Source organism: Streptomyces sp. NPDC002790 (assembly GCF_040295505.1).
Taxonomy (GTDB): Bacteria; Actinomycetota; Actinomycetes; order Streptomycetales; family Streptomycetaceae; genus Streptomyces.
This window is the reverse complement of sequence record NZ_JBEOVM010000023.1, coordinates 66,964-78,834: the sequence shown is the minus strand read 5'-3', so window position 1 is coordinate 78,834 and position 11,871 is coordinate 66,964. Positions and strand designations below refer to the sequence as shown.

Sequence of the window (11,871 nt, the reverse complement as noted above, 5' to 3'; positions counted from 1 at the left end):
GTTGTGTGAGTCAACAACGCGAATGCGCATGGCTTACCTTTCTCGATTACCTCTGGTCGGATTGACCAGCCATAGCCGGGCCCGGTGCACCACACCGGCCCCGACTAAAGCCGTTCACGCGTCACAGGGAAATGACATCTGCATTAGCGACGTCGAATATGGCCAACTGGGATTCAAGGCGCCCCATGGACTCTGCCTCTGCGCGGCCTTGAACGTTTACGGAAACGTCGAGATAGACGTAATCACCGTCAACCCATGCGCCGTAGTACAGGGCGTCAGTCACCTTTACGCGAGACCGGTAGTCAGTGATGTACTGCTCAAGAGCAAGAGGAGTGAAGCGCGAAACGGGGAGCATGCGTTCCGCTCCGGCCACGCTAACCATGTAGCCACCCACGGGCGCCGGAGTTCCGGGGCGATAGGTCATGCCACCCGACGCGAGAATGTCGGCGTACAGGGTCTCTACGGTCACGAACTGCATTGATGTGCCCTTTCAGGGAGTAAGTGGGAGCGGATCAAACGTTACCGCAATCAACTTTTGTGAGAAAAAAAGGGGTCCAAAACGGCGTGCTTACTGAAGTCAGCATCCGAGGGGACGCCGACCATGCACGCACTGCACCGGCCATGCATCACGCCACTGTCAGACCAGGGCCCGACGTGCGTAGCCGCACGGTCGATTCCCCACATTGCGCAGACCGCACAACGCATGTTCCGCACTCTCCTTTGGATTGTGGGCGCCTATCTCGGCGCCCCGAGTGTCCTAGTCCAGGATCGAACTGGCAGGCCCCCAAATGGGCACTAGGACGTTCGGGACTCACGCGTTTAAGGTCGTGCTTTGCGCCGTAGTTCTAGACATTGGCGCCGCACGCCGGACACGCGATGTCGTCCCTGTTACTGCAACGTATTTCGTCTGCACTTTCGTACGTCCCTCATATACGTTGCCCTGAAAGCTCCACGCCGCACCACTATGCAACTTGCCCTTTCACGCTCTACCTAGGTCCTACTCGCATCCTCTCTAACGCTTACCGGCCTACTGCCTACAACCTGCCCCGCAAGGGCTAGGGAGGCTTGTTCGCGCCGTGCCGTTAGCTGCTGGCCTAGGGGACCGTGTGCCGTTCCCATAGCTGCGTCACGCTCGATTCCCGATTGAGCTTTCGCTTGCCGTTCACTGTTGAGTTCTCAAGTCGCCTAGCACTGCCTTTGTACTCACCCCTAGGGGCTTTCCTCCGGGTGCCTGCCCTGTCGGGCCGACAGAGAGAACATTACCGCAATCAACTTCAGATGCAAATCAGCGCGCACGCACTGAACCCACCAAAGGATGCGAATAAGCAAGGAAGGGCGCGCGTTGCATGCGCAACCCCAGATAGTCAACAGGCCCACATGTGACGTTACCTACATCAACTTTGACGATGTATCGCAATGAGTAGCCATGAGGTCACTCTCTGCCCATGTATGCACAGCCTGACAGTTACCCGTCTGCGCCATATGTGTTATCACGTCGTAACCTAACGGGATCGTTACCGCGCTCAACGCGTACCGACCGCACCAGGGGCGCACTGACTGGCAAGTGCGACTGCGCGCACACGCGCAAACTATTCATTCACTCACGACACGTGAGGCATTCCTACCCGAATATCGCTACGCATACGCACGCAATAGGTATTCACCCGCATTTCTGTGCGGATACCTGTGCACGCATTAATGAATGAACTATTGCACGCACGCATACACGACGGGGGTAATACTTGATAATTCTTAAACAGGACCCACCGGGGGTGCCTTCCTCGAACCAGGTACGGGTATGAAAGAACGGAGGTCCTGTGCGCCCCAGTGAGCCCCTGCCGGCCTCACGGCCCCACACCTCCCCAAATGGGCCCCCAAAGGGCCTCAGTTGGGCTCTCGTGGCGATTCCGGGCTCAACTTCGCCGACTCGTTGACTCACTTGACTGAGTGAATGGATCAATAGCGTGATCGTGGTCACACTTCAGGGGGCCGGCATCACGGATTGGGGGTCGATAACACATACATTATTTGTGGCCGGGTTTATATACCCCCTCCCTGGAGCCTCCCCCGAGGGAGGTCGGCAGTGGATTCACTCATCCCAGACACACCAAAGCCCCCTCCCGAGAGAGGGGGCCGGCGGGACAGCAGTTAGAGCTTGACGGCCTTGCTGAATTCTACGAACTCAGCCCAGACGTTGGGTGGAACGAGGAGTGTTCCGAGATCCCGGCCCTTCGTGTCCCGGACCATAACCGCAGCCGGGTCGTTATCGGCAACTTCAACGCAGTTTTCGTTTTTGGTGTAGGTGCTCGTACGCCAATTCGGCATTTCAGTCACGGCTATTCCTTTCCATGCGATCAAAATGATCGATAGCGGCCAAGATTAGGCCCCTTGCGGCCTGCCCGTAGACGGCTGACTGCCGAAGAAGCTCAAACGTCTTCATGTAAAGCTCGATTTCCCCCGGCTGCGTCACAGACATCTCAGCAGAGGTGGTCTCTACCAATGTGAGCTTGTCGTCAAACATCGAGAAGGCGTGTCCAAGCCACATGTCGAGAGGGGCAGCACGGGGAAGGATGCCCAGGCTTAGCCGGGGCAGAGTCAGCACGGCCATGAGGCGGTCGAGCTGGCCTCGCATGACCTCCGGACCGCCGTGGTTCGAGTAGAGGCATTGCTCTCCGAGGAGAACGCTGAAAATTCGGTCGCCCTCATATAGATATCGCTGCCGCTCAAGGCGCTTCGACACTGCTGCGTTTGCATCGGAGTCAGACGCATCCCCGTAGAGCTTTCGTACCGCCCCGAAGATTGCGTCGGCATAGTCGCCGGTCTGGAGGGTGCCCCAGACGACGTTTGGCTCCCAGATCCGAAATACCTTGGTTTTGTAGTAGATCGGCGCCAACTTCTTCTGGGGAGCGTCGATCCCAGCCTGGAGCTGCCGACGCCACTCCATCCACAACTCGTCGATGTGCCGAAGCGTCGCGACCAGATCTCCGGTATCGGCCTCGCGTCCCGTCTTCGCACACCAGACGCGGATGTCGTCCTCACTCGCGTTCTGCTTGCCGTTCTCGATACGTGAGACCTTGGACTCCTGCCAACCGGTGACAGCCGCGAAGGCCCGGCCGCTGGTGAACCCCGCATCCTTGCGGAATCCGCGCAGCCGGGCACCCAACGCCTCGCGGGTCTCTTGTGCTTGGTTGTTCACTGCTCGGTCAGGACTTGTACTCGGAGTGCTGGGTGGCGGAGGCCCAGAGGAGGTCCCGGACACGGACGCATTCGGCGACGGTCTCGGAGTCGTCGATCACTTCGGACCCGAGGACCCGCCCCGTCTCGTCGAAGTGCCCGACGGCCAGGAGCTTGTCATCGAAGAGCCACCAGTCGTTTCCGTCGAGGGGGAAAGTAAGCCCCTCGGGCAGCTTGTGACGCGGCAGCCATCGAATCTGCTCGCCGGCCTCCTCGTTAAGTGGAGTGCCCTCGTGCTCCCAGCGGATGTACGGGGTGTGCGGCTCGGTCACGACGCGGACCCGCCGGACCACCTTGCCCTCCTGGGTCAGCCCTCGGACCATCGACAGCCACGAGCCCATGAAGTCGTTGTCGACCACTCCCGCGAGCCACTTCTCGTACGGCCCGTCTTCCAATGGCACCGAGTAGTCGTCCCTCAGCTCCAGATGGAAAGCATCGTGCGCGACAGCCTCAATGAGCCGGTTGCGCTCGGCGCTGGAGATCAGCTCCACGTGGTTCCTCCAGTAGGGCTGTGATCGCGGCCTTGGGGACCTCGACCACGGTCTCGTAGTGCGGAATCGACATCTGGGAAAGGGCCTCGGGGTCAGTCACCTCCAGGCCCTGCACAACGTACGTACCACCCGGTGTGAGGACCATGAGGGGGTCCTCAAGGCGTTTGAACTCTCCAGAGGGGAGACCGTCCTTCTTCAGGTGCTCGAACAGCTCGGTAGGGACTTCGACAGCCGTCTGGCCCTCGGGGATGTCGAGCTTCACCCGTGGGTCATCAGAGATGATCTTCCACCCCTGAACAAGGTAGGTGTCACGGTCGGTGGCGTAGAGGGTAGGGCAGTCGCCCACTTTGGAGTCCTTACCAAGGAACCGTAGCTTCATGGTTGTTCTCCTGTCGTCTGCCTTGCGCGAGATTGCGCGGCACCTCGATGGTCGAGGACTCGTTCGACACCGTCAATCCACTCGCTGCAAACTCGCGCAATCTTCTTGGGAGTTGGTTGCGGACCGCTCTACGGTCGTTTCGTACCGAGCAGCCAAGGCAGCCGCAAACCGTGCGGTCCCGAGGGGAGATGCGTGGTGTCCACCGTGATCGAGAGACCCGAGAAGCCGGTCGATGACCTGCCCATTGATGAGGAAGTGATCACGGACAGCGTTGACGCCGTGCTCAGCATGGAGCTGAGCACGTCCACTCGTGAGGACATCGACGGTAAGACGATGGCCATGACCGGGCACCTGAACCTGCTCCTTGCTGAGGAGTTGGGCGCGGACGAGGACCCGAACGTGAAAGCGCTCTTCCACGAGGCTTACAGGCACCTGGACCTCAAGGGCCGACCCAGCAAGGACACGCCGGCCTTCAGCGCCTTCAGCTACATGCGCCAGACCGCCTTCCTGACGAGGCGTTTCCTGGATGTCTACGAGAAGAGGAGCGGGACGGGTGTCTCGTGACTCCTCGTCAGCAGCAGGTGGCTTACGTGGTGGCGCTCCTGGTGATGCTGGCCGCGCTCGTGGTCGGCATAGTCGACAGTCAGCGTCCCGACACAAACGCCCGCTCGGTTGGCGTCAGTGGGTCTTCCAGGGCCTCATGATCGGCACCTCTGTGGCGATCTGCGGCGCCTGGTGGGCGCTCATCCGATGATCTTCCGCCCCCGAGGTGACACTCGCCGGCTCCCCCTTTTCGGCACCCCTCGTGGGCGGGACCAAGATCCCACCCCGGCCATGCCAGTACCCCGAAGAAGGACAGGTCGGGCCGGGGTGGGTGCAAGTGCACTACGGCGCGGAGAACGGATCTCCGCACAGCAGATGCGCAAGGAGGACTACCCAGTGCAGAACCTCTACACCCTCCCCGCCGTTGACGACGGCGCGTTCGAGAACTTCTGCGGCGGCAACCTCAACGGCGAGCACGAGTCGTGCATCGACGTGGCGGCCATCCCCGGCGCCGAGGAGGCGTTCGAGCTGCGTGACTCGAAGCCCATGGGCGCTGGCGAGAAGCTGCGCGTCACTGCGGCCGAGGTCGACGACTTCGTCCTCGGCTGGGCCAAGAAGCGGGGTCTGGCGCTCTAATCTGGCGTCTCCCCATCCAGGACAAGACGGGCCGCCCTGCTTCGGCGGGGCGGCCCCGCACTTCCAGAAAGGCACAAATGAGCTGGTCAGGGCACTGGCACGGGTACGGACCGTGGAGCGGACCATCGGCGGTGTACGGCAAGGAGGGAGGCCGGCGGCCTCCGCATCCCAACGGCCCGCCTTCGGTGCTAGACCCCGAAGACAAGAAGCAGCAGGCCGTCCTCGACCGGTACCGCGAAGCCGCCGCGGAGTTCACGACGGGCAACCTGCCGCCCACCATGACCGGCTGGTGGCTCACCAAGACGAACCAGGTCTCCGCCGATCGGACCTGGGCCGACATGGGTATCGCCATCGCGTGGCTGACCAAGCAGTACGAGGCAAATCCCCCGTTCGTACGGACGGACGGCCTCCAGGCGTACAGCAGCCTCGAAGACAAGCTGGAGTACGCCACCGACGTGCTACCCCGCGGTGTCGACGTGAGCTGGGTGTACTACCTGGCATCGAAAAGCCTGATCGCCTTCTCCGTCGTGTGCTGCCCGAACCGCTTCCACCCGAACATCCCCTGCCCGCTCCCGCCATCGTAAGGAGTCGACGCCATGTCGCTGCGCCTCTTGCTGCCCGAGGAAGGCGTTACTGAACTGCTGGCCTCGTGGCCTGATGAGCCTCGCGTGTTCGAGCGCGGCGTGCAGTCGCTCCATGCGACGGTCACCGCGGAGTCGATCCGCGGCTACCTCTACACGGGGTGTGTTCCGGCCAACGAGATCGCGGCCGTCAAGGCCCCCAACCCGTCACTGAGCCAGAACGCGTACATGACGGATGGCCGCACGGACCGCGCGAAGCTCGCCCGGCTGTACGAGCGCGGCTACACGATCCGCCTCGGCAACCTGCAACGCGTCGTCCCGGCCTTGGCGCAGATCTCCGAGGCGATCCAGACGGAGACGGGTTACTCGAACTACATCCACGCCTTCCTGACCCCGCCCGGCGAGCAAGGGCTCCGCCACCACTGGGACCAACAGATGGCGGTAATCGTCCAGGTCTCGGGTACGAAGCGGTGGCAGCTCTGGCGGCCCCCGGTCGAGGCCCCAATGCGGGAGTACAACGAGAGCTTCCGTGTGTGGAAGGACGAGTACATACCAACGTGGGAGGCCGCCGGCCCGGACGTGGAGGTCGACCTCAAGGCCGGCCAGTCGCTCCTGCTCCCACGCGGGTGGGTCCACAACCCGCACGTCGTGGACACCGAAGAACACAGCATCCACCTGACGTTCGCGATCAGGGAGCGCACACAGTTGTGGCTCGCGGAAAAGCTACTCGCCGGCGCCATCTCTCAGGAGGAGTTCCGCCGCATCATCCTCCCCCGCCAGTTGGGCGGGGAGGGCCTGATGGAACAACTCGACGAAGCGCGTGAGGCGCTGGTGAAGTATGTGCAGGGTCTCGACCTGTCCGAGATCGCTCCGACCGTGATCAAGGATGCGTTGACGGAGTTGGAGTACAAGACCTGAGCTTGTCCTCTTCAGGGCACTACTCTCCGAGGGAGCCACTAAAGGGTAGGGAAGCAAGATGGATGATGAGCCCCTGTCGGAGTGGGCCGAGCGCCGCGACGCGAAGATCGGCCGCCTTCGGGCGGTGCCCCTCACCCCTGGCGACGGCCCCAAGGGCACACATCTGAATCCGGAATCCCCCCGCGCAATCCAGCGGTGGAACGGGTACGTCTGGGAGCCGCACGGCTTCGCGGCCAACCTCGCCGAGGCGAAACGCATCCTGTACCCCGATGCACAGAAGCCGGCGACGATGCCCTCCCCGCAACAGCCGCCGCTGCGAGCTGGACGAGGCAGGCACCGGAAGACTCGCCAAGGCGAATGAAGGAATGAATGATTGCGGCCCCCTCCGCATCTTCGGAGGGGGCCGGCTTCATCACGCCTCGGGATCTTCCGCGCTGGAGCTGGCTTCCTTGACTGTCTCGCTGACCGTCTTCTTGGCCACGTTGTCGGCCCGCAGTGGGCTGTAGACCTCAGCAGTGTTGGTGACAGGCTCCGACGAATCCGACGACACGGCGATGGTGGTAACGGTCGTCGGGTTGAACACGGAGGCGTAGCTCGGGTCCTCGACGGTGAGCACCATCTCGATACTGTCGTCCGCCCCGGCTCCCTCTGTGTAGGCCGCGAAGGCGCCGAATCCGTGCCCCTTCTTCTTGGGGTCGAGCACCGCGTGCACGACGAGGGTGCCGTCCTGGGCGAGGAATGCCTCCACAGCGTCCGGGTCGACAGATCGCTTCTTCACATCGTGAACGATCGGCTTTGCCCAGTACGGCAAGTACTTACTCGCACCAGGTAGATACTTGTCGACGGTGTCTCCGACGATGGAGTGCTTCTCCTCCGGCTCCTTCGGGTCATCAGCCTTGCCGGGGCCCCTTTTTCGCCCCTTGGACTTCTTCTCGTCCTTCTTGTTCTGCACGCCGCGGCTGTCTGGGGCGTTTTCACTGCGCCGCTTCTTCGGCTCGACAGGAGTGCCGGACGCACCGGGTTCCGCGTCTTTGCCTCCCTTCTCAGGAAGAGGCATGGGGCCCTCTTCGTCCGTGGCCCCCTGGTGGGCGTCCTGGTTCGTCTCGTGCAAAGGCACGGGCCCGCGGCCCTGAGTTGTGCCTGTCGCCGGACTTGCAGTCGGCGCGGGTGCGTCGGCCTTCGGTCCGTGGGAGGCCCTATCGGAAGCTCCCCCTGCTATTGCGATCGGCACGGCGGCCACCAACAGCGTGTACCCGAGTACAGCGCCGATGGGGACGGACTTCAGTGCGGGCAGGCGCACTACTCCCCCTGAGAAGCGGACTGGATGATTCCACGTTCATCCAAACATGCGATCTGGGTGATCTTCGGGCGGGTACACCTTTACTGGCATACAGAGAACTCAATGAACGCAAGCAACCCACAGACCTACTACTCGGCATAGTCGTGGGCATATAGTCCCGTTGTGGATCTTGGTGAGTTCAAAGCGATAGGCCGTCAGAAGCCAGCCGTCCGCCCCATACCGGAGCCGGACTCTGCGACCCGTTTCCTGGCCAACACCCTGGCCAACATCGCCGCCTGGCGGGCGGCCGAGGGAGCCCGGAAGCCGGAGGAGGATGGCGCGGCCGAAGAGGTCGCGGTGCGCTTCACGCCACGGGAGTTGGAGCATCTGGCGCGAGTGTTGGCCGACGATGCCACCCCTGCCTCCATGGCCCTCCTACATGCTCTGACCAGCGAAGGTGACGAGCGCATAGGGGATGTCTCCACTGGTGAGTGGATACCCCTGAAGCCCAGTGATGTACTGTCGGAGCAACATTCGTGGCCCCCGTCCTGATGGGCCTCGACCCGAACCTCGCGATCATGATGTCCGGCGTCTCGACGGCCATCTTCCTGCTCGCCACGCGCGGCAGGGTGCCCAGCTACCTGGGCTGTTCGCTCTCCTTCGTGGGCGTCGCGGCCGTGATCCGGGCGCAGGGCGGCTCCAGCGCGACGGTCACGGGCGCGGTCTTCGTCGTGGGCGCCGCGGTGTTCCTGGTGGGCCTCGCGGTACGGAAGTTCGGGGCGCGGATCATCCACGCGGCGATGCCGCCGGTGGTGACCGGCGCGGTCGTGATGCTGATCGGCTTCAACCTCGCCCCGGTCACCGCCTCCACGTACTGGCCGACCGACCAGTGGACGGCGCTGCTCGTCATGCTGTTCACCGGTTTGGCCGTGGTGTGCCTGCGCGGTTTCTGGTCGCGCATCGCGATCTTCCTGGGCCTGATCTTCGGCTACGCGCTCTCCTGGGTCCTCGACCAGGTCTTCGGCAAGATCCACTCGCCGAACGGCGGCGGCAAGGCCGTCGACCACCTGCGGCTCGACCTGTCCGCCGTCGGCCAGGCGGACTGGATCGGCCTGCCGTCCTTCCACGCCCCGTCGTTCCAGTGGTCGGCGATCCTGGTGGCGCTCCCGGTCGTCATCGCGTTGATCGCGGAGAACGCGGGTCACGTCAAGGCCGTCGGCGAGATGACCGGCGACAACCTCGACGGCAAGCTCGGCACGGCGATCTCGGCGGACGGCGTCGGCTCGATGCTCTCCACGGCCGTCGGCGGCCCGCCCAACACCACGTACTCCGAGAACATCGGCGTCATGGCCGCGACCCGCGTCTACTCGACGGCGGCGTACTGGGCGGCGGCGGGCTTCGCGCTCCTCTTCGGCCTCTGCCCGAAGTTCGGCGCGATCGTGGCAGCCATTCCCGGCGGCGTGCTCGGCGGCATCACCGTCATCCTCTACGGCATGATCGGCCTGCTCGGCGCGCAGATCTGGATCAACGCGGGCGTCGACCTCCGCAACCCGCTGAACCTGGTCCCCACCGCCGCGGGCATTATCATCGGCATCGGCGACGTCTCCCTGAAGTTCACCGACACCTTCTCCCTGAGCGGCATCGCCCTCGGCACGGTCGTCGTGATCACCGGGTACCACGCGCTGCGGGCGATGGCCCCGGCGCACCTCAAGACGCAGCAGCCGCTGCTCGACGAGGGGACGTCCTCGTACGACGAGAGCGCGGCCACCGACAAGAAGTGACCGCCCACGGCGCCGCGTTCAGTCCGCCAACTCGTACGCATAGTCCGCCGTGAACCTCCCCGGCTCCCCCTTGCACCCGTCCGACTCCCCGGGCAGCTTCACCCACAGGTACGCGTCGATGCGGGCCTCACCGGTGCGCAGTGTCGGGGCCCGGCCCAGTTCGCGGCCTTCGGGGTCGCACCACTCGCCGTCGGCCGGGGCGCCGTTGCCGTTGCGGCTCGTGTCGATGACGGCGCCCAGGCCGCTCGGTCCGCCCATCGCGGCGAGCACCTTGCGGGCGTACGCGATCTCGTCCGGCGTGCGGTGGAAGTTGGAGACGTTGGTGAACACGCCGTCGGACGACGCGGCGGAGGCGGCGCCCGCCGCGCGGAGGCGTGCGGCCTGGGTAGCGGCCGGGTTCCAGGCGGAGTGTCCGGCGTCGTAGTAGACGCGGGCGCGCGGGTTCGCGGACTTGAGGGCCCGGCCCGCGTGCGCCAGCGCCTCGTAGCGGTCGGCCTGCCGGCTCTTGGAGAGGCACTCGGTCTGGGAGAGGGCGTCCGGCTCCAGGATCACGATGACCTCGCGGGAGCCGAGCCCCCGCGCGAACCCCTCGATCCAGTCGCCGTACGCATCCAGGTCGGGCGCCCCGCCCTCGGAGCGCCCGCCGCAGTCACGGTCGGGGACGGCGTAGGGCACGAGCACCGGCACCTGTCCTGCGCGCGCCCCGGCCGAGGTGACCGCGCGTACCCGGGCGGTGATCGTGGCGGGCATGTAGTCGGCGAACCAGACGGCGGCCGGGCGGTTCGCTATCCGGGACTCGATGAGCGGGCGACGTGGGTCGGAGCGGTTGGCCCGTACCCAGTCGAGTACCTGGGAGTCGCCGTAGCGGTAGAGGCCGCTCGCGGCGGGCGCGGTGTTCGACGGCTTCGGCCGGGCGGGGGCCGTCTTCCTCGGCTTCGGCTTCGAACTCTTCGACGGGGAGGGCGAGTTGTTCGTCGCCGACGGGGACGGCACCGCGGGCAGCGGGCGCAGGCTGGGGGTCTCGCTGACGGTGGGGCGCGCCTCGTCCGCCTCACCCCGGCCGCCGTCCAGGGCGGAGACGAGGCCCGCCACGGTGCCGACGGCCACGACGGCCGAGGCCGCCGCGGCGAGCGCGCCGCGCACGGTTCTGCGGCGCCGCTGCGCCCGCCGTTCGGCCAGTCGACGTCCGCGTGAGCCCGACACCGCACCCTCCCCCTCCAGGTCCGCCGTTCCCTCGTTCTGGGGAAGCCCCCGGCCAGCCGACGTCCGCGTAAGGCTACGACTGGGACGCTGCGTTCATGGCGCAGTTGGAGCGGTTCGCACAGGCCCGGATCCCGGCACTTGGGGTCGACATCGTGATCGCACGGATGCGCGCGCTCGGGGCGGAGCTGCCACCGCGCGACGGCGTGGCCGTCTTCAACCGGGTCTACCTCTCCGTCACGGAGGAGGTGGACCGGGCCATCGACGGGGGGCTCGCGGGCGGCTTCCCGGACCGGGGAGCGGCGGTCACGCTGGACGTCCGGTTCGCCGAGCGCTATCTCGTGGCGGTCGACGCGGCGGCCCAGGGCGCCCGCCCGCCCGCCTGCTGGCGGCCCCTGTTCCAGTCCCGCCGGCATCCCGGCGTACGCCCATTGCAGTTCGCGCTCGCGGGCATCAATGCGCACATCGGGCACGATCTGGCGCTCGCCGTCGTGGACGCGTGTCGCACGCTGGGCTGCGAACCGGAGGCCCTGGAGGATGAGTTCGAGCGCGTGGGCGACCTCCTCGTCTCGCTGGAGGAGCGCATCCGCGAAGAGCTGATGCCGGGCCCCGATCTGCTCCAGGTCGCCGATCCGCTGACCCATCTGCTCGGCGCGTGGAGCCTGGAGCGCGCCCGCGACGGCGCGTGGGCGGCGGCCCGCGCGCTGTGGGCGCTGCGCGAACTGCCGTCCGTGGAGGCCGAGTTCACGCACCGCCTCGACGCCTCGGTGGGGCTGGTGGGGCGGATGCTGCTCACCCCACTGCCCGACTGAACTCGATTCCCGACCCC

Annotated in this window: 14 protein-coding genes and 1 pseudogene; 8 read left to right on the top strand and 7 right to left on the bottom strand. The window is 65.1% G+C overall.

Annotation, left to right across the window (positions count from 1 at the left end):
* Window positions 1-121 precede the first annotated feature (121 nt).
* The 5 genes from ABT004_RS14125 to ABT004_RS14105 form a co-directional block, all read right to left on the bottom strand.
* The gene (locus ABT004_RS14125; RefSeq protein ID WP_351335631.1) at window positions 122-478 is read right to left on the bottom strand and encodes a hypothetical protein; all 357 of its coding nucleotides are present in this window, start codon (window positions 476-478) and stop codon (window positions 122-124) included.
* Window positions 479-2,148: 1,670 nt separating this feature from the next.
* Entirely contained in the window at window positions 2,149-2,325 is a 177-nt protein-coding gene (locus ABT004_RS14120) for a DUF397 domain-containing protein (protein WP_351335639.1), read from the bottom strand.
* 1 nt (window position 2,326) lies between these two features.
* Window positions 2,327-3,196: a helix-turn-helix domain-containing protein gene (locus ABT004_RS14115; RefSeq protein WP_351335628.1), complete on the bottom strand. Its 870-nt coding sequence runs from the start codon at window positions 3,194-3,196 to the stop codon at window positions 2,327-2,329.
* 7 nt (window positions 3,197-3,203) lie between these two features.
* Window positions 3,204-3,725 carry a DUF6879 family protein gene (locus tag ABT004_RS14110; protein WP_351335625.1) on the bottom strand — a complete coding sequence of 174 codons (522 nt, stop codon included), beginning with the start codon at window positions 3,723-3,725 and terminating at the stop codon, window positions 3,204-3,206.
* Entirely contained in the window at window positions 3,685-4,104 is a 420-nt protein-coding gene (locus ABT004_RS14105; RefSeq protein ID WP_351335623.1) for a hypothetical protein, read from the bottom strand. Before ABT004_RS14105 ends, ABT004_RS14110 begins: the two co-directional genes overlap by 41 nt.
* 195 nt (window positions 4,105-4,299) lie before the next feature.
* Here ABT004_RS14105 and ABT004_RS14100 point away from each other — a divergent pair, with 195 nt between their 5' ends.
* The 5 genes from ABT004_RS14100 to ABT004_RS14080 all read left to right on the top strand — a co-directional run bounded on the left by ABT004_RS14100 (window position 4,300) and on the right by ABT004_RS14080 (window position 7,143).
* Window positions 4,300-4,668, top strand: a complete 369-nt coding sequence (locus ABT004_RS14100; protein ID WP_351335620.1) for a DUF6415 family natural product biosynthesis protein — start codon at window positions 4,300-4,302, stop codon at window positions 4,666-4,668.
* Between the two features lie 375 nt (window positions 4,669-5,043).
* Window positions 5,044-5,283 (top strand): DUF397 domain-containing protein, encoded by a 240-nt coding sequence (locus ABT004_RS14095; RefSeq protein WP_351335618.1) that lies wholly within the window; start codon window positions 5,044-5,046, stop codon window positions 5,281-5,283.
* A 185-nt stretch (window positions 5,284-5,468) separates the two neighbouring features.
* The gene (locus ABT004_RS14090) at window positions 5,469-5,867 is read left to right on the top strand and encodes a hypothetical protein (RefSeq protein ID WP_351335616.1); all 399 of its coding nucleotides are present in this window, start codon (window positions 5,469-5,471) and stop codon (window positions 5,865-5,867) included.
* Window positions 5,868-5,879: 12 nt separating this feature from the next.
* Window positions 5,880-6,782, top strand: a complete 903-nt coding sequence (locus ABT004_RS14085; RefSeq protein WP_351335613.1) for a JmjC domain-containing protein — start codon at window positions 5,880-5,882, stop codon at window positions 6,780-6,782.
* Between the two features lie 58 nt (window positions 6,783-6,840).
* Complete coding sequence (locus ABT004_RS14080; protein ID WP_351335610.1) at window positions 6,841-7,143, top strand: DUF6087 family protein; 303 nt, start codon at window positions 6,841-6,843, stop codon at window positions 7,141-7,143.
* A 51-nt stretch (window positions 7,144-7,194) separates the two neighbouring features.
* Here the strand turns inward: ABT004_RS14080 and ABT004_RS14075 are convergent, their stop codons facing one another.
* Window positions 7,195-7,839: an eL19 family ribosomal protein gene (locus ABT004_RS14075; RefSeq protein WP_351335608.1), complete on the bottom strand. Its 645-nt coding sequence runs from the start codon at window positions 7,837-7,839 to the stop codon at window positions 7,195-7,197.
* A 405-nt stretch (window positions 7,840-8,244) separates the two neighbouring features.
* On the opposite strand from ABT004_RS14075, the gene ABT004_RS14070 reads away from it, so the two are divergent.
* On the top strand, window positions 8,245-8,613 hold the full coding sequence (locus ABT004_RS14070) for a hypothetical protein (protein WP_351335606.1): 369 nt from the start codon (window positions 8,245-8,247) through the stop codon (window positions 8,611-8,613).
* A pseudogene (locus tag ABT004_RS14065) lies at window positions 8,586-9,842 on the top strand (uracil-xanthine permease family protein); the annotation flags it as partial. The gene ABT004_RS14070 and the pseudogene ABT004_RS14065, both read left to right, overlap by 28 nt.
* A gap of 18 nt (window positions 9,843-9,860) precedes the next feature.
* Here the strand turns inward: ABT004_RS14065 and ABT004_RS14060 are convergent.
* Window positions 9,861-10,985 carry a glycoside hydrolase family 6 protein gene (locus ABT004_RS14060; protein ID WP_351335636.1) on the bottom strand — a complete coding sequence of 375 codons (1,125 nt, stop codon included), beginning with the start codon at window positions 10,983-10,985 and terminating at the stop codon, window positions 9,861-9,863.
* Window positions 10,986-11,140: 155 nt separating this feature from the next.
* On the opposite strand from ABT004_RS14060, the gene ABT004_RS14055 reads away from it, so the two are divergent.
* A complete protein-coding gene (locus ABT004_RS14055) occupies window positions 11,141-11,854 on the top strand; it encodes a DUF5995 family protein (RefSeq protein ID WP_351335603.1) in 714 nt (237 codons plus the stop codon).
* Window positions 11,855-11,871 lie beyond the last annotated feature (17 nt).